The 25,895-nt window shown below is 21.8% G+C and carries 34 protein-coding genes; 21 read left to right on the top strand and 13 right to left on the bottom strand.

The annotated features are described in order from the left end of the window. The first annotated feature begins 39 nt into the window (after positions 1-39). From AAHM89_RS07360 to AAHM89_RS07345, 4 genes are all read left to right on the top strand, one after another. Complete coding sequence (locus tag AAHM89_RS07360) at positions 40-189, top strand: hypothetical protein (RefSeq protein WP_342265908.1); 150 nt, start codon at positions 40-42, stop codon at positions 187-189. An 87-nt stretch (positions 190-276) separates the two neighbouring features. Continuing rightward, the gene (locus AAHM89_RS07355) at positions 277-540 is read left to right on the top strand and encodes a hypothetical protein (RefSeq protein WP_342265907.1); all 264 of its coding nucleotides are present in this window, start codon (positions 277-279) and stop codon (positions 538-540) included. Then, entirely contained in the window at positions 483-698 is a 216-nt protein-coding gene (locus AAHM89_RS07350) for a hypothetical protein (protein WP_339047170.1), read from the top strand. Before AAHM89_RS07355 ends, AAHM89_RS07350 begins: the two co-directional genes overlap by 58 nt. 23 nt (positions 699-721) lie before the next feature. Next, positions 722-1,129: a transposase family protein gene (locus AAHM89_RS07345; protein WP_339045908.1), complete on the top strand. Its 408-nt coding sequence runs from the start codon at positions 722-724 to the stop codon at positions 1,127-1,129. Positions 1,130-1,527: 398 nt separating this feature from the next. Here the strand turns inward: AAHM89_RS07345 and AAHM89_RS07340 are convergent, their stop codons facing one another. Continuing rightward, a complete protein-coding gene (locus tag AAHM89_RS07340) occupies positions 1,528-2,703 on the bottom strand; it encodes an Mbov_0401 family ICE element transposase-like protein (protein ID WP_342265906.1) in 1,176 nt (391 codons plus the stop codon). A gap of 219 nt (positions 2,704-2,922) precedes the next feature. Here AAHM89_RS07340 and AAHM89_RS07335 point away from each other — a divergent pair, with 219 nt between their 5' ends. The 14 genes from AAHM89_RS07335 (at position 2,923) to AAHM89_RS07270 (ending at position 15,128) form a co-directional block, all read left to right on the top strand. Next, positions 2,923-3,192 (top strand): hypothetical protein, encoded by a 270-nt coding sequence (locus tag AAHM89_RS07335; RefSeq protein WP_342265905.1) that lies wholly within the window; start codon positions 2,923-2,925, stop codon positions 3,190-3,192. Between the two features lie 160 nt (positions 3,193-3,352). Next, entirely contained in the window at positions 3,353-3,748 is a 396-nt protein-coding gene (locus tag AAHM89_RS07330) for a terminase small subunit (RefSeq protein WP_174480004.1), read from the top strand. Next, the gene (locus AAHM89_RS07325; RefSeq protein WP_342265904.1) at positions 3,742-5,094 is read left to right on the top strand and encodes a phage terminase large subunit; all 1,353 of its coding nucleotides are present in this window, start codon (positions 3,742-3,744) and stop codon (positions 5,092-5,094) included. The genes AAHM89_RS07330 and AAHM89_RS07325 overlap by 7 nt, the downstream gene beginning before the upstream one ends. 3 nt (positions 5,095-5,097) lie before the next feature. Next, positions 5,098-6,447 (top strand): phage portal protein, encoded by a 1,350-nt coding sequence (locus AAHM89_RS07320; protein WP_342265903.1) that lies wholly within the window; start codon positions 5,098-5,100, stop codon positions 6,445-6,447. Continuing rightward, positions 6,416-7,090 carry a hypothetical protein gene (locus tag AAHM89_RS07315; protein WP_342265902.1) on the top strand — a complete coding sequence of 225 codons (675 nt, stop codon included), beginning with the start codon at positions 6,416-6,418 and terminating at the stop codon, positions 7,088-7,090. The genes AAHM89_RS07320 and AAHM89_RS07315 overlap by 32 nt, the downstream gene beginning before the upstream one ends. A gap of 100 nt (positions 7,091-7,190) precedes the next feature. Continuing rightward, positions 7,191-8,168 carry an IS3 family transposase gene (locus AAHM89_RS07310; RefSeq protein ID WP_342265776.1) on the top strand — a complete coding sequence of 326 codons (978 nt, stop codon included), beginning with the start codon at positions 7,191-7,193 and terminating at the stop codon, positions 8,166-8,168. 370 nt (positions 8,169-8,538) lie between these two features. Further along, positions 8,539-10,380: a hypothetical protein gene (locus tag AAHM89_RS07305; RefSeq protein ID WP_342265901.1), complete on the top strand. Its 1,842-nt coding sequence runs from the start codon at positions 8,539-8,541 to the stop codon at positions 10,378-10,380. Between the two features lie 16 nt (positions 10,381-10,396). After that, the gene (locus tag AAHM89_RS07300; protein ID WP_342265900.1) at positions 10,397-10,858 is read left to right on the top strand and encodes a hypothetical protein; all 462 of its coding nucleotides are present in this window, start codon (positions 10,397-10,399) and stop codon (positions 10,856-10,858) included. A 2-nt stretch (positions 10,859-10,860) separates the two neighbouring features. After that, on the top strand, positions 10,861-11,067 hold the full coding sequence (locus AAHM89_RS07295) for a hypothetical protein (protein WP_342265899.1): 207 nt from the start codon (positions 10,861-10,863) through the stop codon (positions 11,065-11,067). Positions 11,068-11,069: 2 nt separating this feature from the next. Further along, positions 11,070-12,260, top strand: a complete 1,191-nt coding sequence (locus AAHM89_RS07290; protein WP_342265898.1) for a hypothetical protein — start codon at positions 11,070-11,072, stop codon at positions 12,258-12,260. 5 nt (positions 12,261-12,265) lie between these two features. Then, positions 12,266-13,048, top strand: coding sequence for a hypothetical protein (locus AAHM89_RS07285; protein ID WP_342265897.1), 783 nt, complete (start codon positions 12,266-12,268; stop codon positions 13,046-13,048). Continuing rightward, complete coding sequence (locus AAHM89_RS07280; protein ID WP_342265896.1) at positions 13,032-14,777, top strand: hypothetical protein; 1,746 nt, start codon at positions 13,032-13,034, stop codon at positions 14,775-14,777. Before AAHM89_RS07285 ends, AAHM89_RS07280 begins: the two co-directional genes overlap by 17 nt. Before the next feature lie 4 nt (positions 14,778-14,781). Next, entirely contained in the window at positions 14,782-14,904 is a 123-nt protein-coding gene (locus AAHM89_RS07275) for a hypothetical protein (RefSeq protein ID WP_338973392.1), read from the top strand. A 17-nt stretch (positions 14,905-14,921) separates the two neighbouring features. Next, on the top strand, positions 14,922-15,128 hold the full coding sequence (locus AAHM89_RS07270) for a hypothetical protein (RefSeq protein WP_342265895.1): 207 nt from the start codon (positions 14,922-14,924) through the stop codon (positions 15,126-15,128). Positions 15,129-15,165: 37 nt separating this feature from the next. On the opposite strand, the gene AAHM89_RS07265 is transcribed toward AAHM89_RS07270, so the two are convergent. The 11 genes from AAHM89_RS07265 to AAHM89_RS07215 all read right to left on the bottom strand — a co-directional run bounded on the left by AAHM89_RS07265 (position 15,166) and on the right by AAHM89_RS07215 (position 19,334). After that, positions 15,166-15,993, bottom strand: coding sequence for a hypothetical protein (locus tag AAHM89_RS07265; protein WP_342265894.1), 828 nt, complete (start codon positions 15,991-15,993; stop codon positions 15,166-15,168). Positions 15,994-15,996: 3 nt separating this feature from the next. Further along, positions 15,997-16,254 (bottom strand): hypothetical protein, encoded by a 258-nt coding sequence (locus AAHM89_RS07260; RefSeq protein WP_342265893.1) that lies wholly within the window; start codon positions 16,252-16,254, stop codon positions 15,997-15,999. A 233-nt stretch (positions 16,255-16,487) separates the two neighbouring features. Further along, positions 16,488-16,721: a hypothetical protein gene (locus AAHM89_RS07255; RefSeq protein WP_342265892.1), complete on the bottom strand. Its 234-nt coding sequence runs from the start codon at positions 16,719-16,721 to the stop codon at positions 16,488-16,490. Between the two features lie 16 nt (positions 16,722-16,737). Beyond that, a complete protein-coding gene (locus AAHM89_RS07250; protein ID WP_342265891.1) occupies positions 16,738-17,562 on the bottom strand; it encodes a RecT family recombinase in 825 nt (274 codons plus the stop codon). After that, a complete protein-coding gene (locus AAHM89_RS07245) occupies positions 17,555-17,698 on the bottom strand; it encodes a hypothetical protein (RefSeq protein WP_342265890.1) in 144 nt (47 codons plus the stop codon). The genes AAHM89_RS07250 and AAHM89_RS07245 overlap by 8 nt, the downstream gene beginning before the upstream one ends. Before the next feature lie 9 nt (positions 17,699-17,707). Then, on the bottom strand, positions 17,708-17,899 hold the full coding sequence (locus AAHM89_RS07240) for a hypothetical protein (protein ID WP_338977522.1): 192 nt from the start codon (positions 17,897-17,899) through the stop codon (positions 17,708-17,710). Continuing rightward, on the bottom strand, positions 17,892-18,116 hold the full coding sequence (locus tag AAHM89_RS07235) for a hypothetical protein (RefSeq protein WP_174480767.1): 225 nt from the start codon (positions 18,114-18,116) through the stop codon (positions 17,892-17,894). The genes AAHM89_RS07240 and AAHM89_RS07235 overlap by 8 nt, the downstream gene beginning before the upstream one ends. Further along, positions 18,106-18,759, bottom strand: a complete 654-nt coding sequence (locus AAHM89_RS07230) for a PD-(D/E)XK nuclease family protein (RefSeq protein WP_342265889.1) — start codon at positions 18,757-18,759, stop codon at positions 18,106-18,108. Before AAHM89_RS07230 ends, AAHM89_RS07235 begins: the two co-directional genes overlap by 11 nt. Next, positions 18,752-18,979: a hypothetical protein gene (locus tag AAHM89_RS07225; RefSeq protein ID WP_342265888.1), complete on the bottom strand. Its 228-nt coding sequence runs from the start codon at positions 18,977-18,979 to the stop codon at positions 18,752-18,754. The genes AAHM89_RS07230 and AAHM89_RS07225 overlap by 8 nt, the downstream gene beginning before the upstream one ends. Next, positions 18,969-19,103 (bottom strand): hypothetical protein, encoded by a 135-nt coding sequence (locus AAHM89_RS07220; protein ID WP_342265887.1) that lies wholly within the window; start codon positions 19,101-19,103, stop codon positions 18,969-18,971. Before AAHM89_RS07220 ends, AAHM89_RS07225 begins: the two co-directional genes overlap by 11 nt. A gap of 18 nt (positions 19,104-19,121) precedes the next feature. Beyond that, positions 19,122-19,334, bottom strand: a complete 213-nt coding sequence (locus AAHM89_RS07215) for a hypothetical protein (protein ID WP_174480025.1) — start codon at positions 19,332-19,334, stop codon at positions 19,122-19,124. Positions 19,335-20,616: 1,282 nt separating this feature from the next. Here AAHM89_RS07215 and AAHM89_RS07210 point away from each other — a divergent pair. Together AAHM89_RS07210 and AAHM89_RS07205 are read left to right on the top strand one after the other, a co-directional pair. Next, positions 20,617-21,120, top strand: coding sequence for a Pycsar system effector family protein (locus AAHM89_RS07210; RefSeq protein ID WP_342265886.1), 504 nt, complete (start codon positions 20,617-20,619; stop codon positions 21,118-21,120). A gap of 236 nt (positions 21,121-21,356) precedes the next feature. Beyond that, a complete protein-coding gene (locus AAHM89_RS07205) occupies positions 21,357-22,832 on the top strand; it encodes an anthrax toxin-like adenylyl cyclase domain-containing protein (protein ID WP_342265885.1) in 1,476 nt (491 codons plus the stop codon). Here the strand turns inward: AAHM89_RS07205 and AAHM89_RS07200 are convergent. Next, on the bottom strand, positions 22,807-24,873 hold the full coding sequence (locus tag AAHM89_RS07200) for a hypothetical protein (RefSeq protein ID WP_342265884.1): 2,067 nt from the start codon (positions 24,871-24,873) through the stop codon (positions 22,807-22,809). The two genes, AAHM89_RS07205 and AAHM89_RS07200, sit on opposite strands and share 26 nt — an antisense overlap. Before the next feature lie 126 nt (positions 24,874-24,999). On the opposite strand from AAHM89_RS07200, the gene AAHM89_RS07195 reads away from it, so the two are divergent. After that, a complete protein-coding gene (locus AAHM89_RS07195; RefSeq protein ID WP_342265883.1) occupies positions 25,000-25,893 on the top strand; it encodes a hypothetical protein in 894 nt (297 codons plus the stop codon). Positions 25,894-25,895 lie beyond the last annotated feature (2 nt).

Here is a 25,895-nt window from a genome sequence, read left to right as displayed (position 1 = left end):
ACAGATAATATACAAAAGGGTTTTTTAAATTGTTTATTATTGAAAGGTAATGCTGAACAATTATATGCAAGTTTGTTAAAAATATCAGAAGTACAAAAGACGCTTGATCAATTTATTGAAAGAAATAGTCAATCAGTTGCAACAGTAGTATTAGATATCAATAAAGAAGATACAAGACATATTCCGTAATTAAATTTTTTAAAAGTCAATTAATAATTTTAAAATTTATTTTATAATTTTGTTATTAACAATAAATTTAGAAAAGTGTTGATAAAAATGATTTTTGAAAATTTAAAAAAATTAAAAAATGAAGAATTTTACAGATATTTTGGTATAAAACGTTTTCATTTTAATGAAATGTTAGAAAAATTAATTGAAATAGAAAAATTAGAAAAAAATAAAGGTCGAAAAAATAAACTTTCAGTAGAAGAAAGATTAATGATGACTTTATTATACTGAAAAGAATATTATACTTTTTTCAAATGAGTATTAAATCTAAAATGAGCCCATCAAGTTGTTTTCGAAATATTACTTGAGTAGAAAATAAACTTAGTAACCACAAAGATTACCAATTTTTAAAAGAAAGATATAAATTAAAAATTGATAAAAAACAAGAAAATTCAAATGAATTTCAATTTTATTTAATTGATTCAACTGAGATTGAAATTGAAAGACCAACTAAAAAAAACTACAGTTAGAATATTTTTCTGGTAAAAGTTGAATGTATTCTATAAAATTTCAAATTGTATATGATTTTTTTAATAAAAAAATTGTTGATATTTTTGCTGATAATGGTAAAGTGCATGATTTTCAAATATTAAAAAATTCAAATCTTGAATTTTCAGAAAAAACAATAATTATTGGTGATTTAGGATATCAAGGTATACAAAATATTTATAAAAATACAATAATACCAATTAAAAGAACTAAAAATAAAAAATTAACTAAACAAGAAAGAAAATACAATAAGATTGTATCTAAAATTAGAATTAAAGTTGAACATGTCTTTGCTTGATTGAAAAGATTCAAAATTTTAGTAAATAAATGTAGAAAATCTAAATTTAGACTTATGTACTTAAGATTTAACTTACTTTGTGAAATTTTTAATAAAATAAAACCATTAAAATAAAAAAAATATTAAAAATATTTTTTTAAAATTTAAATTTTTATCGAGTTAATATAAAAATATTATTAACAATTTTTTGTTTAAAATGTAAACTCATTTTTTAAACTATTTTTTCAAAAAATATTTATTTCTATATTCAATAACACTAAATAGTTTTAAAACAATTTTATTGACAATTAATTAAATTTAATTACGGAATATGTCCACAGTATCGGACGTATGAGATTAACCCTTAGAATTATGAGTAACATTAACAATATAACTGCAAATTCTATGATTTGTTAATTAAATTATACCATAAATTTTAAAAATATTAAAAAATATAATTACAAAATTACATTTAAATAAAACAAAAATCCTAATCTTAAAATTAGGTTTTAAAAATATAAAATTTTAACTTATTAAGTACTATTAAGATAACTTCTAGTGTTTAAATAATTTGCTTTTGCTATTAACATATTATTTAATGTTTGATAATTATATATTTTTGCTCCATTAGTTAAAGATTTTAAAAAATGATATACATCACTTTCAGCACTACAACCAATATTTCAAGAAGCATTTTGATTTACAATACCATGAGCATTATTTTTAAAATAATTATAAGTTTTAGTATTAACATTAAGTTTTAAAAAATCAAGTAATTTATTACAATTACCATTTGAAAAAGTAGTTGAAGAATCTAAAAATTTTTTTCAGTCATGAGATTCTTTTTTCTTACCACGAACTCCAACAAAAGACTTTCATAAATAACTAAATGCATGAAACTTATCTAAAATATAATAACATCCCAATCAACTTGCCATTGCTTTAATTCACAATGCACCATCACCAGCAACAACTAAATTATAATTATGATAATCTCATTGAACACCTAATATATTTAAATTAATATCATAATGATTAAGAATAGTTTGTGTTGTAAATTGATATAATTCATGTTGATTTAAACCATTACCAGTTTTAAATAACATAAATGAAGTTATTTTTTTATCTAATTTATTTCTATATGAATAAATTTCTTTTTTACCTAAATTAAAAGTTAAAAGTCTACAACAATATTGCTGTTTTATACCATTTTCATCTCAACAAGTAACAAAAGCATCATCTGCACATATATTTAATTTTTCATTATCTAATACTTTAAATTTTTCTTCTGGTATTCATTTTTCAATTTTTGCTTCTTTAAAAATCCTTGAAATAAGATTTTTAGAAAAAGAAGTATATTTAAATTCTGATTGAATATTAAAATAACCTTTTTTACTTATTAAATTTTCAATTAAATTATCTAATATATCAAAATATAAATCATTAGTAATTCTTGCTCTTTTTTTAATACCAAATTCTTCATAAATTGGATAATAAGTTTTTTTATTAATTTTATCTCAATAAACTCTTTGTCTAAAAGTATCCATTCCAATTGGAGTATTTACTGTTCTATTACATGTTCAAGCAACTTTATATTGATTTTTATCTCTATTTAGAAAAAAATATTCATCAAAATTATGGATTTTTTGAAAATATTTTGCTAAAATATTACTGATTTCAGATTTTAGAAATCCTTTAAAACTAAACATTTTTTAACACCTTTCTATTTATTTTTTAACTCAAAAATTGTATCAAATTTATTAAAATATTGTTGAAAAATGTTTGGTTTTAGAGTATAATATTAAAGAACGATAAAATAAACTGCAAATTCTATTTACGTTTAAAAGATAACTTTTATTAGTTATCTTTTCTTTTTTAATAAAATAATGTACAATAAAGAAAAATATAAATAGAAAAGGAAAATAAAAGTGGAATATATTGCATGATGAATATTATTAGGAATATTTATAATTAGTATTTTAGGATTTATAGGTTTATATGGTTGAAATCTATGTGAAAAAAATAAAGTTTTTGGAGTATTATTTTTAACTATTTCTCTTAATATTATTGGCACTTTTATAGGATGTATGATTATATATAAAAAACAACATCCAGAATTTAAATTTTGAAAAAGTTTAGGAAATAAAATTAAGAAAATGTTGAAATTTAAGAAAAGAAATAAAAAAATAGCAGTGTAATGCTATTCTTTGTTATAATTATATTATAAAAAATAAATAAAAGAATATATGAAGTAATTAATAAAGTTCATAAGTTATTTTACCGAAAGTTAACTTAAAGATTATATTAATTATATCATAAATTTTTGTGTTTTTAAAGCATATGAAAGGAGATTTTTATGTGCAAGAAGAAAAAATAAAAATAAGAACAATTTTTAATGATGCAAAAGCATTAAGAGAAAAATTAGAAGAATATTTTAATCATTGTAAACAAACTGAAGAAGTACCTACTAAAATTGGTATGTTAGTTTATTTAGATATTACTGAAAATACTCTTTATAGTTGAAAACAAAAAAAGAGAAATACTTTTTTACAACAAATTAATTGAGCATATTTACAAATACGCCATATTAATACACAAAGATATTTAAAAGCAAATGCAAATAATACTGCATGATATTTAGAAAGAGCATTTGTGAAAGAATATCATTTATCTACAAAAATTGATATAAAAAGTAGTGATAATACAGCCCCTATAGCAATTAGTTTAGAAAATAAAGGTAAGAATAAATGTTAAGTAATTTTGGTTATTTATTAGATATTGCTAAAAGAATGTATTTAAAACAATCTTTAAATATTAATAAAATTAAACAATTAGGTAGTCGTAAATCTGGTAAAACATTTAGTGATATTGAATTCTTAGGTATTTTATTAATGTTAGATAATATTAATATTCATGCTTATTTAATTCGTAATATGTCAAAACAATTAAATGATAGTTGACAAGAATTAAAACAAATTATTAGAGCAACTTATCCTAGTATTAATTTTATTATTAGTGAAACTAAAAAAACTATTGAATTTAATGGTAGTAAAATAACTTGTAAATATTTACATTCACAAGATAATAGTAATGTTAAATTAACTGGATTAGCAAGTAATTATTTATATGATTATGTAATTATATGAAGTGATGAAAGATATGAAATTACTGAAAATGATTATCAAGATTTAAAAGATGCAATAAGAGGTGCAAATCAATTATTAGAAATTGAAAGTTGTAATCCTTGGTCAATTCTTAATGAATTTATTAAAAAAACTATAAATTCATGCCCTCAAAATGAAAAACAAATTATTAATGAATATGAACAATTTACTATTATTGATAATACTATTTATCATTATCAAAATTGAAAATTAAATACTCATTTAAAAGATAGTGATAAACATCAATTATTAGAAATAGAAAAATTAGACCCAATATCTGCAAGAGTAAGAAGTCATGGATTAGTAGGTTATGAATCTGGTGGAATATATTCACATCTTATTCATAAGATATCACGTTTATTACAACCAAGTTATAGATTTAGTGCTGGATTAGATTATGGGTTTAAAGATGATGCTTTAGCATGTATATTAATAGGTTTTGATTATAATTTTAAATTTGTTAATGTTATTGATTGTTTAAAAATAGAAAATAAATTAATACGTTATGATAATAAGCAATTAGCAAGATTAGTAGTAGAGTTTTATATTAAATTAGCAAAAGAAAATAATTTGTTATATGAATATGGTTTAACTGTATATTGTGATTTTAGTAATTATACATTTATTGAAATGTTAAATGATACAGCAATTAAATATCAAGTTAATTCATGATTATATTTTAAAGATTGTGTGAAATTAAGACTTGAGTTTAGAATAGGTAAGAATGTTGCTTTAATGGCATCAGAACGCTTAAATATTAGTATGAATGCACAATCATTATTAGATGAATTTAGATTGGCTGTATGAGACCCTAAAAGTATTAAACAAATACCATTAGCGGGTAATGACCATTTACGTGATGCATTTGATTATGCTATAGAACCATATATTAGAAATTTAAGTGCAAATATAAATCCTTATTTTGAAAGGAAGTAACATATGAATAATCATAATACTGAAATATTAACTCCTAAATCACCCATGAATAATCATAATACTGAAATATTAACTCCTAATTGATGTATGATAAATCTTCAAGAAATTATAGCAAATCATGCTTCTAAATTACTTTGGGGTAATGGTTATACTTTAACAAGTGAAGATGATGATTATAAAAGAGCAATTGAAAAATTAAAAGAATGAAATAATTTTGATTCATTATTTTATCAAGATTGTCATATTAAATCTGGTTATGGTTATAGTATTGTTCAAATTGATAGAAGTAAAACTGGTAGAATTTCATTAAATTTTGCTCAACCATATGCTCAATCAAGAGTAGCAAGAGTATTAGAAACTGAATATAGTGCATCAACATGGTCAAGGTTACAATATGATGACCAAAGTATTTATGTTAAAACAACATATACTCAAAATCAAATAATTAGATATTTTACTAGTGATTTTATTACATTAGATGGTTTACAAGAAAAAATAAGTGATGATTTAAAATTACCATTAATAGAAAATCATAATTTAGGTATTATTCCAGTTAAATTTATGCAAAATTTGCCTAAAAAGAATTTCTTTGGTGGAGTTATTGGTGATTATTATCCAGATATGACACCAATTAAAAAATTACAAGAATTATTAAATAAAACATTTGAATCAATTAACCATGAACTTGAATGTAATGTTACTCGTGTATTTTTAGATATTACTGAACAAGAAATAAATCAATCTAAAACTGCTTTTGATTTAAAAAAATTAATAGGTAAATTTATTTTACAAGCAAATTTAAGAAGTTTAGGAAGTACTAGTGGAACACCACCAATTGCAATATTACAAGGTAATCCAATATTAGATAAATATGCAGATTTTATACAATTTATTATTGATAAAGCATTTGAGGGTAGTGGATATAGTCCAGTAAATGATACTACAAGTCAAAAAACAGAAGCAGAAGTATTAATTACTAATTCAAGAGATATGGAAACTACAAGAATTAAAAGAACTTTAAATCAAAGTGATTGAAATGAAATATTTCAAAGATGTTTTATATTAATGGGATTAGATGGTGATAAATCTAAATGAACATTTGAAATTAAAGAAAATACTATTATAGATAGATTAAAATCATTAGAAATTAATGAGAGAAAATTAGCATTAGATTTAACTAACAGAAAACGTATTCTTGTGCAAGAAGAAGGTGTTAGTGAAGAAGAAGCAATGAACATTCTTGAAGAAAATAGAAGAATGAGAAAAGAAGAAATTGATTTTGATAATAAGTTAGTAAAAGATATTGATGGAGAAACTAAAAATGATACCGAAAATAAATCATCAATTAATTAAAACAGTTTGAAAATCAACTGGTGAAATTGAAAAAGATTTTACACAAAATAAAGATTTACAATTTCGTGTATGTCCTTTTACTATTATTTTAGGTGCTATAAATTCAACAGAAACGGGATATAAACCACCAACTTCAATACCTAATGATTATACTAGTTTTAGTAAAATCTTTACTGGTAGAGAAGCAATACAAGCAGTTTGAGACCATTCTTATTATCCTATTCAAAATAAAGATAATCCAGATGAAGCATATAAACAATTACAAGTTGGTGATGTATTTTATGGAAATATTTTAAGTGACCAATTAGGTATTACTTATTCAGCAACTCCAGCAAATAATGCTTTTATTCAAGAACAAGCAATTAAAAATGTAGTTATTAATATTCCAAATGAAAAAAAGAATTTTAATTTTATTAATAATATTGTTTCAAATTTATATAAGTTATATATGATTCCAGAAATTAATAAAGTTATAAATACTGATAAATCTATTAAAGTTGATAGACAATGATATATTCTTGAAGTTGCAAGTAAAACTTATAATAATGAAAATAAAGAACTTGCTTATATTCAATGTACTTTTAGTTCATTAAATGATAAATTAGCCCATAGTGGATTAGCAATTAATCAATATGCCACTTAGCCCTTTTTACTAGACCATTAATTTAAAAAACCTGAATGTATTCTAAAAACAATTGTGTTATATAATTAACACTAATTTTAACCTGAAAGGATTTTTATTAATGGATAAAATTAAACAAATAGCATTAGTAATTAACAAATTAAATATCAAAGAAAAAATTAAAATTATTGATGATTGTAAAAATCAATATTCAATTAGAAACCTATGTCAATATCTTCAATTAAACAGATCAACATATTACTTTTTAAAAAATAAACAAAAACCTATTAAAAAAGAAGAAAATCATATTATTAAATGCAATCATAAATATCAAAAAATATGCCAACTTTTAATCGAATTTCATTCTACAAGAAAAGGCAGAATTTATGGATATTTAAGAATTTTTTCAGCTTTTAAAGAGTGATTAAAACAAGAAAAAAATATCATTTTAAATATAGAATTATCAATAAAACAAATGCGAAAAATTATGAAAGAACACAATATTCAAGGATTAAAACAAACTAAAAATAACTATCCTAAAAACAAAAAAAATCCAAATAAGTGAATACCTACAATGGATAAAGTAAACAAAGATTATAAAAGTACAACCTCTTCAAATCAAATTTGATCAATGGACACTAAACAAATAAATACTAAAGAAGGATGATTATATCTTTTTGTAATTATTGATTTTTATTCAAATAATGTTGTTAGTTATAATATTGCTCCTAATAAATCATATCAGGATTTAATTCTTCCTGCTCTTGAAAAAATCAACAAACAATTTTCTTGAAATCAAGTAAAAAATGTTATTTTACATTCAGATAACGCCAACGAATTTTATTGTCAGGATATCACAAAATGAGCAGAGGATAAACAAATAATTTTAAGCAAAAAACAACCTTATGATATTGGTGGTAATGTATTATCTGAAAACTGATTTTCTCATTTATCTCAAGAATGACTACCTAAAGGATCAAATCAATATTTATCCATCAATGAAGCTATAAATGATGTAAATCAATATGTTATGTTTTATAATTATGAAAGAATACATTCTAAATTTCTAAAACCACCAATTTTACAAATTAAAATTTAGAATTTTATATCAAAAATGGTCCAGTAATTAAGGGCCAACCACCTATGTACAATTAGGTGCACCTGCTGACCCAGTAGCATTACCAGCATTAGATGAAAATAATAATATTGTTTTAGATGATAATTATTTAACTCCATTACCAGTTACTCATTGTCAAGTATCTTTTTATGGTTCAGTAAAACCTATTTCAATAGCATTATGAGGTAGAGATATTGATAATAATTCTATTAATACTAAACATCATAAATATAGACAATATCCAAGTAAATTATTATTTCCATGACAATATCAATGTTCAACTTATGACCCAATAAGTTTTCAAGCATTACCAGAAACTAATTATGTATTAACTGTTCAAGGGCAGAGTGTTATGGATAGTTATTCAGATTGACAAAAAGTAATTGCACCAAATTATGATGATGGTGCAACTAAACATTATGAAGGTCATTTAAGAACTAATGTTGAAAAAACTAAAAATACTAATAAAGTGGATGCTTCTGAAAGATTAGTAAATTATTGAGATAATAATTTTTTAAATGGTGCTGAAATAGAAGATTATAATTATGCAACTGCTGGTAATCCATATTTTCAATATTATAATAAAAATAATAAAAAATTTATTGGTAATACTCATTATAATATGAATAATAATAAATTTAAGCAATTAAATACTATTAATGCTTTACATTATTTTATTTATAATCCTATTAGTGAAATACCTTTAACAGTTAGAGAAACTATTAAAATTAATCTTAATACTATACCTATATTTGGTTCATTTATGAATGCTTTTGTTGGTGGATTAGATATTGGTGCTAAATTATCAAGTAATTTATTAATACCACAATTTCCTTATATAAATGGCTTAATATCTGCTGAATTATATAATTTTTATACAACATTATTATATAGTTCACAAAGTACTAATCCAGCATTAATTCCATTAGATGTATTTAGAAATGAAACACCAGATACTATTCAATCTGTATTAGGTACAGCAAGTCATATGACATCATTTACATTTAATTTAACAGATAGGATTAATTTACAAAATTTTAACATTAATGATGGAAGTATTTCTTCACAAGGAATTTATGATAGTGTAAATTTAGGTCAATTAAATGGTGCTGGTGGCAAAGATACAATTTCGTTATTACCAAAAGAAAATAGTTTAATTCCATTATTAAATGAACCTAAATTTACTAATACTAATATATTAAAATGAGCAATTGATATGATTGATATTAAAGTTGTAGGAAAAAGTAATTTTAAAATAACATTTTATTCAATGCCTGATAATAGAAATGGTGCTGTTAATGATAATTTTAGTATTTGAAGTGGTACTTATCAAACAGTTGGTAAAGCAAGTAATAATAGTAGATTAATTCAAAATACATTTATTTTAGCAAATAATACTTTTAAATTTGACCAACCATTTAATTATCCTCAAGCAATCCAACCACCCCCATTAATAGAAAGAGCGCACCCTATATTTATTGATTTAAGTAATCAAAGTCAATATGGGATTACAAATAGTATTATTAGTACTACACCAGAAAATAATAGTTATCAAATGAGACCTTATATAAATGAAGAATTAAGTGGTTATGGTAGAGCAATATTATTTTCATATCAAGATTATGGTTATGATAGTTTTGATAAATTTAAAGAAGATTATGAAAGTATGACATTTAATTTTAATTTTAATATGAGTGGTTCATTTCCAATGAAAGGAACATCAACAACTGGTAATAAAAAATCATGATTTACACCTATAAAAATTAATTTAAGTGATTTAAAAGATATTAATGAAAAAAATCCACAATTTGAAGCAAATAATATTAATTATAATAATAATTCTGGAAATCATAATGATGCTACAAATAATTGAACATTTAATATAAATAATAGTATTAATGAAGGTAAAGATAAACAAATAGCAACTTTAACTTCTAATGATAGTATTTCTAATACTTATATTAATGATTTATTATGAACTAATGATTTACCAACTACAACTGGTATAGATTCGTTAGGAAGCGTTTGATTTAAAATAGTGGCTTATACTAGTTTTAATAAATATATAGTATTAAGATATCAATTTATTTCAACCCTTACAAGTTGAAGTTATCTTGGAAGCACATTTGTAGCAAAAGCAAATTGAAATCTTCAAACTACGTCATTGGTGATTAATCCAAAAAGTTCAACTTAGAAAGGTGGTGATAATTATGTTAAATGAAAATGAAATGAAAGAAGGTAATACTATGGAAGAAAAAGAAAAAGATGAACAAGAAAAAACTAAGGAAGAAGAAGTAAAATCAGAAGAAAATACTGAAAAAGAATCTGAATCTGAAGATAAAAAAGAACCAACTTTAGAAGAAAAATATAAAGAATTAGAAGAAAAATATAATGCTTTATATAAAGAAAAAACTGATAAAGATAGAGAAATTAGACATTCAGAAAGTTATAAAAAATATGATTTATCACAAGAAAATATTAATTTATTAAAAAGATATCTTGGAGATAAAGATGATATTGAAGAAGAATTATCATTATTAAATAAAGATTTTCCACATTTATTTAATAAAAATAAAGATACAAATATTAGTAATTCTTTAGATGTAAAAGATAAATTTAAAGAAGGTAAAAAAGAAGATGTAGATAGTAATACATTCGGAATGGTAGGTTAAATATGACTATTAAAGAATTTAATAAAAAATATGAAAATATTCAAAGTGATTATCCTGATATTTTTAATATTACTAGAAGTACTCGTATAGAAATAATAAATACTTTAGAAAGTATTAAAGGATATGAAAAAAGTATCAATTGTTTAGAAAAAATACTTAATTTTGAAAAACAAGTATTAAATGATTTAAAACAAATTAAAGGAGAATAAATATGGCAATTATTACAACACAATCAACAACAATTAATGACCCTAGTACACCTAGTGGTAAAGCAGATTTATCAGTTAAATATCTTAAAAATTTAAAAGTTTTATTATCAAAAAGAGTAGCATTAATTAATGCAACAGTAGAGAATAGAGAACAATTAGATGCTGGTACTGCTATTTATGATGTTACAAAACGTAATATTACACAAGATTATAAACGTGGTGCTGGTGAAAATGATGTAACAGCAATTAGAACAGAACAAATTCTTTTAAATAAATCAAAAGAAATTAATTATGAAATTGAAACATTAGATTTAAAAAGATTAGGTGCTAAATTTGAAGATGGTGGCATTACTATGGGTGATAGTTATGTTTCTGGTTGAATTGATGCAAAAGCAAAATCAGTAGAAGTATATTTAGTTGCTAAATTACTTCAATTAGCAGTTAAAACAGCAAACGAAAATGGCATTATTAATATTACATTACCAACTAATCCTAAAACAGATGATTATAGAGCATTATTATGATTAAAAATCTCAACTACATTAGCAACTTTAAAAGCAAGAATTACTGATGAATATATTGGTACAAATGAAGAAGATTATACATTATGAGTATCTAGTTTTTTTAAACCGTTAGTTTTATTAGCAAATGCTAATTTAGGTAGTGAAAGTTCTAGTGAAGCATTAGCTAGTGGTAAAGTATTAGAAATTGGTGGTATTAAAATTATAGAATGTCCATGATTAGGAAGAAATTATCCAGCTGGAGTTATTGATAAACAAGAAGGATTTGACTTTAGGGGTTGTGATGCTGTATTAGTGCATAAAGAAGCATTGGCATTTCCGTTTAATCGTGGTCTTGATAATACATTTATTTTACAAACTAATGGTAATATTAAAAACTTTCATAAGTTTTTAGTAAGTGATGGTAAAGCATTAAGACCAGATTTAGTTAAAGGATTTACAGTTACTTCAAGTATAGATATTGCAACAGCAATTGAATTTACTAATTTAGGTGCTATTACTATGGCTGGTGCAACACCAACTGCAGATGAAGTAGAAAAAGCAGTTATTGCTAAAAATCCTAATTATCGAAAAGGTAATGCTAATTTTTCAGATTTAACAGCAACAAGTGCTAATGTTGAAGGTAAAAATTTATATGATGGTTCTTTACAAGTAACTTTTACAAAGAAGTAATTTAAATGCCTATTATTTTACTTTTAAGAATAATATTAGAAACTGCTGTTAGTGATATTCAAACTGCTGAATTAATAGAAAAATTTAAAAAAAATAATTCATTATTTAATAGTTTTTTAAAAAATCCAGCAGGAATATTAAAAAATCAATTAATGTCAAAAATTTTAGGACAAGGTAAATCACAAAAAGAATTATCAGAATTTCAACAAGTTTTACAAAAATTAACAAATTTACCAGTAATTCATAAAAAAATAATGACACATATTACTAATAATAATATTGCTAAATTACAACATATTCAAAAACAATATTTAAATGGTAAATCATTAATGGATAAAGGTAAAGAAATAATAATGAATTCTTTAACACAAGAAGATTATGATTCTATGATTGGAGTTTATGTTAATCTTTCAAGTTCTGCTCTTGCTGGTGGTATATGAACTCCAGTAATACAACAACAGTCCAGTACTTATGGTATTGCGACATTAACATATCGTACTAATTTAAGTAAATCATATGATTATTTTATGATATCAAAAGAAATGTGAATTGATATGTGTAAAGCAACTGGTGCTTATGGTACTGGGGCTAATTCAATACTTATAAGGCAATATTATCATGGTGGATTAGATAAAGAAGATAAAGAATATTTAGCACGTAGAAATTCTAAAAATATAGGTAAAAAAGTAATTCAACAAAAGAAATATAAATCAGTTATTGGTGTAGTTAATAAATCACAAGCAGTACATGGATATGAAAGGTTTAAAAATTATGGAAAACAAAAATAATATTGATTGAAATGTAAATTTAAATTATATTACAAAAGATGATTTAAAAACTATATATGGTTTTATACCAGATGCTGACCAAACTACTACTGATAATACTAAAACTGATTTTACTATTATGGCAATTGCTATATCAAGTGAAAGAATTAATACTATTACTGGTAATTTAATTGAACAAACTGGATTTGATAATCTTAATACTACTCAAAAACAATTAGTTAAAAGAGCAACCGCAAGAATGACTATATATTATTTAACTGTTGGAATGGCATTTATAAGAAGTAGTGTTTCAATTAGTGGTAATGGTTTATCAAGTAGTATTAGTCCCCCAAGTGAACCAGATTATGTATTAATGGAAGTATATAATTTATTACAACAAGCAAATTTACATACTCCAAGAAAAGCAATTAATAATCCTATTTCATGTAATACAGATAATTTTAATACTCCTAGTATTTTTGATGAAAGTGATACTAAACTAATTACTTGAGATTCTGGTAATAAAACATTTTTACAAAAAATGAGTTTAATTGAAGGTACTGGTATAAAAATAGATAATGTTAGTGATACTATACCTAAATTAAAAATTCATGTTGATAGTAATATTGATTCATTATGAGAAGTTGATAAAGATAATATTAATTTTGTTAAATTAAAAGATGATAAAGGTATTATTGCTAATAATAAAAGAATTATTGATGTTGGAACACCTACTTTTGAAACTGATGCAACTAACAAAGAATATGTTGATAATAAAATACCAGATTTAACTAATTATTATAAAAAATCTGTTTTTATGAAAGGATATTTTACATATAAAGATGATAGAGACCAATTATGAATAAATGATAGTTCAAATAGTTCTCTTGCTATCTCATTATTGCTTAATAATACTTATGGAAGATTAGAAACTACTAATAAAACTATTGTTGGTGCTATTAATGAAAATAAAACTAATATTGATAAAAAACAAGATAAAGAAAATTGAAAAATAATAGGTAAAAGTATAAATAATCGTAAATATGGTGATTTTAATCTTGCTTTTAATACTCTTTATAGAGTAATTATTACATGGGAATCTCCACCATTTCATCAAGTAAATACAAGAATAACAGTAGAATTTAAAACAGGTAATTATTTAGGTGGAAATCATGGAATTAAAATATTTCTTACAAAAGGTTTAATTAATAATGAAGAAGGTATTTTATATTTACAATTATTAGATATTAATAAATGACAATTAATTTTAGAAGGTGGAAATGAAAAATATGCAAATATTTTTTCATTAGAAGAATTACAAAATACAGTTAAAGTTGATGTTACACCAAAATTAAAAATTAATTCAAGAAGTTTAGAAACTAATGAAATAGAAGAAAATTATTGAGATATTGAATTACCAAATACTCCAACACCAAGTCCAAGTATTCCACAATGAAAAGAAGTAGGAACAAAAAAAGATAATAAAACTATTCAATTTAATTTTATTAAAAATAAAATATATCGTATTTATTACAATTATTGTGCTACTAATGATAAAACAGAATATTCATGAATATATAAAGAATTTATATATAGTGGAAATAATAATACAGAATATTTAGATAGTTTTATATATACAGATGGTTCATATACGTGATTACAAGTAAATCAAAATAGTATATTCATGACTACTGTTCCATATCCTTTTACATTTGGACAACTTTTAAAATTAGAAGAATTACAGGAATAATATTATGTTTTTTAAAATTATAAAGATTATTTTAGGTTTAATTGGAGTTTTATTATCTTCTGCAACTGCTGGTTTAATTATATTTATTATTGTAAAAATTGTATTAAAAATTAATCAAATATTTTAGAAAGGTGGTGATTTAATATGGATACTACAACAATTATTATAGTTGCTAATTTATGTATTAATGGGGGTTATGTTTTAATTAAATTAGGAAAAGCATTTATTGCTTTTGGTAAATCTTTAACAGACCCTAATAAAAAAGCACTTAAAAAACAAAATAAAATTAATAAATTACAAACTAAATTAAATTCTATTAATAAACAACCAGAAGTAAAAAGTATTTATTAATAATAAAAAAATGCCTTTAATAGGCATTTTTACTTATTTATAAACTCATGTGATTATAATCTCAATTTAATGAAGCATTATCTAAAATTACATCACTCATATTAGTTCCATATTGACTACTTGTTTCACTATTAATAGTAAATCTATTATCATTAATTAATCTTGCAGTTTCATTTGTAAATGAAGTTTCTTGCATTTCTCTACTATGATTTGTTTCTATTGGAAGTAAATTATGGATTATTTCACTAGCACCAGCAATTATGGTAGGTACTGCATAAGCATTATTAAAATCATTATTTATACCCATAGCAACACCACTACTAATCAAACAACCACCAGTTGCCATATTACAAATCTTTCTTATTGCTTCAAATTTATTAGGTATTAATTCTAGAATTCCATTAATAAGATTTGAAATACCATAAGCATTTAAACTAATATATGTATCTCAATCCATTTGTCCCATAAATTCACTATTTTGTCCCATAAAAATTATGTTTTGTCCCAAATCTGGTGGAAATGGGTCAATAGTAGTAGTAGTTATTGGACTTTCAGTTGGATTAGGGTTAATTGAAGAATTAGTAAATTTAGCATAATTTGCTAAGCCAATTGTTCCTAATCCTAATAAGATTTTTTTACTACTATTAATTAATTTAGTTTTAGTATTTGGTCTTTGATTTAAATTTCAAATATCTAAACCTAATTTTTTACCAAATAATAAACTATTAATTGAACCTAATACTGGATTTGAAATCACTTGACCATAATAAGCACTTGTACCAATCATTGCACAAATAGGACTTATACCAGTTCTAATTAATTTAGTTAAAGTATAATTTGATTGTGTATTTTCTATACTTGGCATTTTCTATTCTCCTTTTATAAATTTAAATTGCATATTTCCAATAGTATCCCTATTATTACCAACTATAATTAAATATCCAGTTTGATTATTTTCTAATATTCATGAATAAAAAATATCTTGTGGATATAATTTTGGATATAAATTTAATGCTAATAAATAACATAAAGCATCTTCTTTATTTTTTAATAATCCAACTGTTGGACATTTTATTTCTTTTGGACTTTTTTCATTATAAAATCATTCAGTTCTAATATTTCTCATTATTTCACATCCTTTTATTCTCAATCAAATTCATTAAAACTATCTTGTATTATTCGCATATATTCTTTATCATTATTTTTTCTGGCTTCTAATCATTGTTCCATTAATCATTTTGCTAAATCTCATTTAGTCATTATTTCACTTCCTTTTCTTCATCACACATATCACATTCTCCAAAATAATAATTTTGTACTTTATAATATATATAATGTTTACATGGTTTTAAATTATCTTTATTCATTATCAAAATCACCAACTTCTTTAATTCTTGTTAAGTTATTTAGTTCACATGTATTTGAAAAATTAAAATACAATTCTAGTAATGTGAATATGTCAATAGAGTTATCTTTTCAATAGCATTTATATTTTTTATTTTTACATTTATGTCAATTTGCACTAATAAATGTTAATCAAGCATTTTTATAATTAATTCCTAAATTTATATTTTTCTGTTTAGAATTATTCATTATTTTTTACTCCTTATTAAACTTCAAAATTTTCTATAATTTCTTCTTCTTTTTCTAATTCTTTTAATTTAGATAAAGTAGAATTTATATCAGTATTATCAATATTATTATTTGAATTAATAATTTTAACTTCATCACCAGTATTATCTTTATAAGCAATTGTTTCTTCATCAATTACTACACTTTGGTCTAATTGAAGTGCTAAATTAATATCATCTTGATTATTTAATACTATAATTGGTGTTTTATTAATTTCACGAATTAATGCTTTTACAACTGTTTTTAATGCCATTTGGTCAAAACTAGTATTTCAAGGACTATCTTCACGCTTAGTTTTACTAAATTTTTTTCTTCATTCTTGACATTCTTCAACAGTCATTCCTTTATAAAAATTATTAATTTTTCCATTTTTATCTAAAAGTGAAATATAACAATAATAACCAATTGTATTAATAGTTTTTCTTTCAAAAATTAATGCTGGATTTATTTCTCATTTATTATTTTCTTGATTAAATTTATGTGCAGTTGTTATTTTTTCTCTTTGAAAATCAACTACTAATCCAGTTCTTTGTAATAATGTTAATCAACCATCTTCTTGAATTTGAACTTGTAATTCATCACCATAAGGAATTAATGCTAATTCTTTTTTAATAGGATTAATTGAAAGATTTAATTTGTATAAATTAAATAAAGCATTAAATAAACTTTGTTGATTCATATTTCTTAAATCTTTACTAGAATTTCTAATCATTTCATAATAATTTCTAAATTTTAATAATTCTTCTTTATTACTTTTAATAAAATTAGGAATTTTTAATTCATTTTTACTATTATTACTCATTATTTTCTTCTCCTTTTTTATTTAATAATTCTAAAATTTCATCTAATTTTTTATTAATTTTTCCTATATGTTTTAATAAAATTAAAATTGATTTATCCATACCAGAACTTTTCTTACCAGAACTTTTCTTATCCATAATTTTCTCCTATCATTTTTTAATTGTTTTAAATCTATTATCTAAATGTATTTCAATATTTTTACTAGGATTAACTATTAAATGACTATTAATCTCAATTCAATTATTTAGATTACTATCTAATTTTTTAGGTAACTTATCAAATTCAATTGAATTACAAGAATAAATAGTTTTTTCTTTAATTGTTTTTTCATTAATCATTTTTATTTCTTCTTAATCATTCTTTAATATTATTTTTCAAAATATTTAATTCTTTAATTTGACCTCTTAAAACATCTAATTCTCATAAATTTAATTGATTTAAATTAATTTCTTCAATTTGATATTCTAAAAATTCAATTCTAGCATTAAGATTTTTAACTAATAATTCATTAAAATTACATTTTTTATTTTTACAATATTCCAATTTATATTCCATTTTTATCTTCTCCTTTAAAATATTTTATTTTTGCTTTAAATCATTCATTTATTAATTCATTTGATATTTCAATTTCTAATTCTTGTTGAGTATTTTTATTAGTTAAATAAACATAAGTTTTATAAGATGGAGTTATGCCATTTTCAAGTAACATACAATAATAAGCAGTTAATTGTAATTTAATTCTTTTGAATTTATCTTCATCAATACAAGCATATGTTTTATAATCAACTAAATAATATTTATTTTCTTTTTTATCTAAATAAACTAAATCTGGTGTTCCTGCAACTAAAGTATCAGTAATAGGTTTTTCAATAATAAATTCATAATTATTTTTATCTTTAAATTTTTCTTTTAAAAAAATAAGTGATTTTTTACAATAAGAATAATTTATATTATTAGTTACTGGTTTTAATTTTTTTAATAAATTATTAATAATATTTTCTTGATTAATATTTTGTAAATATAATTCATTAAGTTTATGAACTCATTTACCACGAACTGAAGCATTTTTTAATACTTCTGGTGCTATATGACTATATCCAAAACCTAAATAATTATCAATAATTCTAGAAACTGAAATTAATTCTTTATCTTCTAAAAAATATTGATGTGTTTCTTTTTTAAAAATTAATTTAGGCATATCCATCACGTTTGGCTTCTAAAAAAGCATATCAACCTTCAATAATTTTTAATGCATAATCAATATCTTTTTCTTCTTTAATAAGTTTTTCTAATATTTTTAACATTCCATAATTTATTAAATCATCTGAGATATTTTTTTCTTTACATTCTTTATATCTATCTCTATAAAAACTATTAACAAATTTAAAACCATCATATTCTTTACCATTAATTTTCATATTTATAACTTTCCTTTCTACCTATTAATATTCAAAAACATTTATTACATAATCTATTACCAAAAGAAGATTTTTTTCTACAATTATCACAAGAACCAACCATTCTATATTCTCTATATTCCATAAATATTTTTTCCTTTCATTAATTAAGTTTTTTATTTATCATGTCTGATTCTTCTTTTGAAATATAAACTTCCAATACTAATATTTCATAATGTGTAATAAAAGCATTTTCTAATAAATGATGTTTATAATTTCTATGAAAATTATTAGCATCTATAAAAGTACAAAAAACTTTATATTTTGTTTCATCTGTATAATTAACTTTGTATTTTACTAAATAAATGTATGACATATTTATTTTTCTCCTTTATTTTTGTTATTGTGTTATGATATTGTTAATGAGGTATGTATTTATATATAAAACCCCCTATTTTCTTACATAATACAAATGTAATTATTAATTAGATTAATGGGTTCTTTACTGAGCCATCATAAGGCTATTCAAATTAATCTATAATTACATTAAGCGATACAGTGTAACATTTTAACTTGCTTAACATTAAATGCTCTTTTATTCTGATATAGAAGTATTTACATAAAGTACTCACTATTAGACTTCTACGACAGTTTTATTAAGTTTTAATCTTTTAACAAAAAAAGAACGATAGTTATATCGTTCTTTGTTATCCAATTATGAATCTAAGGGTTAAAGTGATGCGCCCACAGTATCTACTTCCGTTATTGAAAAAAATAATATTTCTTTATAATTAATTATATTTATAAACTTAAAATATTAGAAAATAATAAAAAAACATTAAAGAAAATGGCTTAAATATTTAAATATTTTATTAAAAAAAGAATTATAAAAATTACTATTATCCTATTTAAAATTTATTTAAATAGGATATTTTAAGTTATAAAAATAATTAGAAATACTTAATTGTTTATTTGATAGTATGTTGTAAATAATTAATAATTTTGCTTTTTTATATAAAATATAATATTAAATTAATAAAAAGAATAAATTTATCAAAATATAATTTGATATTGATAGTTGAACATAAAAAATAAAAACGTTATACTATCTCTGGAGTTAAATGGTAAAAGAATTAGTGTTAAATATATTTAAATATATTAATTATTAATGTTTTAAATTATTATCAAAATAGTATTTAAAAATATTAACAAAAGTTAATTTATAATTAAAGTCAATTTTTATTAACAATATTAAAATATTAATGTAATTTTATAATTAATAATAACTTACAGTCAAATATTAATTTAATTGAATATGTTTTTATAAAACATTCTAATGTTTAAAAATTTTCTTATCAAAAACCATAAAAATAATCTTAGTTTGAAAAAACCAAAAACTATTTTTTAGATAGTTTTTTATTAATAGTTAATAATAATTATCAAAGTTTGCAAAAAATCATCATAATGTTTTATAAAACAAAATTAAAAATAAACTTGATAAAAATAATTTCAAAGATAAGAATAGTTATTGTTTTTTAGTTACACTTAAAAATTTAAATGTAGCTTAAAGAAATAGAAATTAAAAAAAATAAAATTTAATTATTAATTTAATTTATTTTTTATTTAAATCAATAACTAATAAAAAGGAATTTTAACTAATGAATGACAATGAAGTTAATTTACTAAATGAAATTAAAAAACAAATAGAAAGATTTGATGGAAAGGCTAGCATATTATCAGCTATTGCCGGTGCTCTGTTAGGACTGTCTTTTGGTTGAATACCAATATTTAAAAATATTGAAAATTGTAATATAACAATTAAAACATGTTTTTTATTTACTTTTGTACTTTTATATGTGGTGTTTTTATGTTTAGCATTTTTATTTTTTATTTTAACAATTTTTCCAAGAAGTACACCTAAAAAACTTAATAAAATAAGAAAAAATGATTATACTCTTTATTATAAAGATTTACAAAAAATGAAACCTGATAGTATTAAAGAAATAATTTTACAAGATCAAGAAACTGACTTATTGAAACGAATTCAAATTAATTCTATTATAGCTTGTAAAAAACATAAAATGTTAGTTTTAGGTATTTTATTTTTAATTTTATCAACGCTTTCAATAGTTATTTCACTTTTACTTTATATGTTTATATAAAATAAACTAGAAAAATTAATAAAAAAGACTATTTTTAAAAATAGTCTTTTTTCCTTTTTGTTTTTAAAAATGTGTACACTTATTTAGGATATTTTTTATAAAATTAGAAAAATAATTCCAAAAATATTGATAAATTAATGTTTTAGTTACAAAAAAAGTAATAAAAAAGAAAAGAATTTTTCTTTTTTTTGAAGTGTAATTAACAGATAAAAAGAAAGAAGGAGAAATAAAAAACTATGGAAATTTATGTTAATGATGAAGTTAAACAATGCAAAAATAATGGAATTTTTGAAGAACATTTTGCAGGTTTTATTAAAACCGCTCAAGAAGAAAATGTAGTTCTTATTGTAAGAAATGTTAATCCAATAACAAAAGTATTAATACCTCAAAAATATCCAGCAAAACATTTTAGTATTAAAAATAAAAGTTCTGATTGAGGTGTACAATCTGGATTTATAATTTCTTTAGATGAGTTAACATTTTTAAGCAAGATAGGAATAAAAGATAATGAAACACAAACTGAAAAAATAAATCTTCTTTGTAAGAAATTTTCAATAAAATTAAATAAAAATAATAAAGATAATAAAATAAATCCTGTTTCTTTAAAATTAAAAAATAATGAAACTATTTTAAAAATTACTAATGAACATTTTTTCTTTTTATTAGTTAATATGGAAAAATTTGGAATTATTGATGCTGAATTTTTTTTGGATCAAATTTTTGTTAAATGTTGTCAACCAAAAAATAAAAAAAACGAGATAGTACTTTATTTAGAAAAAGAAAAAAATGATAATACATATAATGTTTATTATATTTTTGCGCTTGATGAAGAAAATAATATTAAAAATTTAAATAATAGAGATTTAAAAGAAATAATAGAAATTGAAAAAAATAATTTAATTTATTTTCCAATTTCTATTTTTTGTCAAGAAATTTCTAAAGAAAAAAAACCAATAATTCCTGATTATGATCTTTTTGCAGTTTGTTGAACAATAGATGAATCAATAAAATATCATCAACCACCAATACCTACTAATTCATTTGCAGCATTGAAAATAGATAGTTGATCAAATAGTTATAGAGAAAGAGATTTGAGTAAAATTTTTAAAAAAGGTCATAATTATGAAAAATTTTTTGATTTTAGATACTCTTTAGAAATATCAAATACTTTAGAAAACAAAGTATTTCTTGATAAATTAAGTAAAAATTTGGGTTATGAAGAGGCAATAAATGATCAATTATGTCCAATCCAGCATTCTTTTGAACTTGTTAATATTAACGTTAGAGATTTTAATGAAAATTTTTATACATTTTTTTTACCTAATCAACAATTATTAACTGATTTTACATTTCCTAATGGAATAAAAGTAGATAAACAGACTATTTCTTATTTTGCTGTTTATGAACCTTTTAATGAAGGAATTTTTTTATGAAAAAAATTTCTAGAACCTTTTTTGTTTTATATAAAAACAAAAGGATATTATGTTCCAAATAATTGTTTTGTAAAACAAACTGATTTTTTAGGTTTTGCTAATTCATTTAATCCTTGAGTTAGAAAAATAAGAGAAGAACAAAGTGAAAGACGGAAATCTAATGAACTAAGTTTATCAGTTAATGTTGAAGCAGTAAATAACTTAGAAAATGATAAACCTAATTCCAAAAAAATAAAAGAGCAGTTATTTTGTATTAATTCACATTTGTCTTTGTGTTAGATTGCTTTTTTTTAAATTGTTGTTTTAAGTATCAATCATAAATAATAGCAATAATAGTTAAAATGAAACCAATACTAAGAAAACCAGAAATAATATAACCTAAAGTATTACCACGCGCTTCATTAATTATTCAATTAACTGATAAATTTCTTAGATTATTAATTTCTGTTGCATTCATATTTTCTAGTTCCTTAGAAGTATAATTAAGTTTTAAAGCAGCATTTCATAATTTTATACCAGTATCAGTAGTTCAAAATTCAATAATAGGTAAATTATTACCATGATAAATAGTAAAATATTGTCAGTTGCTAATATTATTTCAATTAACAGTTTGTAGTAAATATACATTATTATTGCTTTTGGCATTTAGTTTAAAAGTAGTTTTTGGTTTTAATGTTCATAAATTCATTTTATTCATAGTAGTACTATCAATAGTAATAATATTTACAAATTGGATAGTATTATCATAGTTAAAATTAATTGTAAAACCATCATTAGTATTAGTGCTATTAATATCATATAAATTATTATTTACTATTCCAACATATTTAATATTAGTATTAGTACTATTATCTAGTGTTGGCAAAATATTTTGATTATATATTAATACATGGTAAGTTATTATTTCATCTTTAAATTTAATATTAATTTCAGAATTACTATTAATAATAGTTGTAATACTATTATTAATATTTGGTAATAATGGTTGATTATCATTAATAGTAATATCTTTTAGTTCATCATTAGTTACATTTAAAATTAGATTATTATTACTAATTCAATTATTAGTGCGATTAACTGCAGTAAGTTTATCTTTATCAATATATGAATTAATAAAATTAGTCAATTGTTCATTTTTAGTTTTAGTAAATTTAATAGTATTAATTCGACTTCAATTGTTATTTTTACTATCACTTAGTAATAATTTACTTGTATTATTATTAATAAAACCAAGATTATCATTTATTCTTTGGAAATTGGCACAATAACCAATTTTAGTAAAAGCACCTAATTCATTTACAAAATAGCCAATTTCTTGTTCATCAATAAAAATACCTAAACCATCATGAAGTAAAATGAAATTATTCATATAATGTTCATTAATTTTTGTAAGTTTAATATCATTACTATCAGTGATGCTTAAATGATAAGGTTGTCCAAAAAATTTGGAGCTATTTTTGAGATTTACATTTAAAATTCCTTGATTGTTACCAGTCTTGCTAAAAAAAACAGTAGTAGTACTAAACAGTGGCTCCTTATTAATAATTAATGGTTTTGTTGTAGCATTACCATTATCTTCTATTGTTAAATAAAATAATTGACCATTAACATCACGAATAATGCCACCATTATTATTAATGGCAACAAAAGAATTTAATAGTATTGGATTAGGAACATTCATATTAATTGGCTTGATATTACCATCAACTTTTAAAATATAAGAATTTTGATCACCACCAACAAAAACACCAAAAGTATCATTTATAGTAGTAAAACTAGTTTTACCTTTTCCATAATGATAGGGAGTAACTAAGTTAGTTACTTTTCCGTCTGTATTAATTAAGTCAGCACCAATATCGGTACTAACGATATTATTACCAAAGTTAGTAAAAGTATGATTTGGAGTTTCAATGGCAGTAGCATCATCACTAATACCATTTTTAGTCATTAAAAATGAATTATTAATAAAATTAGTATCATCACTTTTATGAAAATTATTTAAAGTAGCAATTCCTAAGTTATCATCAAATCTAATAAAATTATTAATTTGTAAGTCTAAATTATTATATGTGCCATCCTTATTTAATAAATAAGATTGTGCTTGTGAATTTGTAAAAATACCAGCAATAGAATTAGTTGAATCATTTTCATTTCAATTATAAAAATTTCCACTTTCAAAAGCTAAGGTTAAACTTTGTTCATTTAGGATAGTATTTTCTGATTTTATTTCTTTATGATGATAATTATTTATTTTCACTTGGCTTAAATTAGTAAAAGCGGCTAGTGAAATAGTAACTAGTGTATATAAAATTTTAAACATATTATCAATTCCTTTAATATAAACTAATATTAATTATAAAGATTTTGAAGATAGTGTATAGCAAAATAATAAAAATAAGTTACAATTTATATATGATATTTTTTAAATTAAGGAATGATTATAATTATGAAAAAAATTTTAACATTAATGGGTACTATTGCTTTTGGTAGTGGAATAGTAACGCCAGTTTTAGCTTGTTCTGATCAACAACAAGATAGTATTTTAAAAGCAATTACTAATGGTAATGGTAATTATAATGGTTGAGAATCAACTTTATCAAAAGTTGGTATTAAAAATCCAGTGGGTGTTCCTATTGATGGTCAAAGACCTGAAAAAGAACAAGTTATTGAAAATAAAGCATTAGAAAACAGTCTTGCACAATCACTTGCCAAATTAATTTTAGATAAAGCAAATATTAAAGAACCAACTTGATTTGATAGTCAATTAGAAGTAGGTACTAAATGTTATTATTTTACGATTGATAATGGTAAAATAGATGAATCAACAAAAGCAAGAACTTGAAATGTTGATACTTCAACTGGTAGAATTAGTATTAATATTACTTATCAAGTTGGAGTAGTAAATAATGATAAAAGTTTTAAAGTTGAACAATACATAAAAAAAACTTTTAATATAAAATGTTCTTATACACAAAGCGATTACATAGTTTATAGTTGTGTTAGTGATGTTACTAAATTATCAGAACAAATAGTACCAATTAGTGTTGATGAAGAAACTAAACCTGATATTGATAAAACATATGCTGATTTTTCTCAAAAAACTAAAACTTTAGTTCAAGAAGGAATAAGTTTAGCATTAAATAATAATCCTTATGTTAATTCTGTTAATATTAATATCAAAGGAATTGATGGTCAAAAAGTTACAAGCTCTGGTCCTAATAAATTAGAACTTAAAGTTAATTTTGTGATTAGTTTTCAAGATTCATTAATTGACATGTCTTTACCTTCGCCTTATGATGATAGTAATTATGTTCCAACAATACTTCAATTTAATAGTTAAAA

Source organism: Spiroplasma endosymbiont of Villa modesta, assembly GCF_964030925.1.
In the GTDB taxonomy this organism is placed as follows: domain Bacteria; phylum Bacillota_I; class Bacilli_A; order Mycoplasmatales; family VBWQ01; genus Spiroplasma_E.
This window is presented reverse-complemented; position numbering and strand designations above follow the sequence as displayed.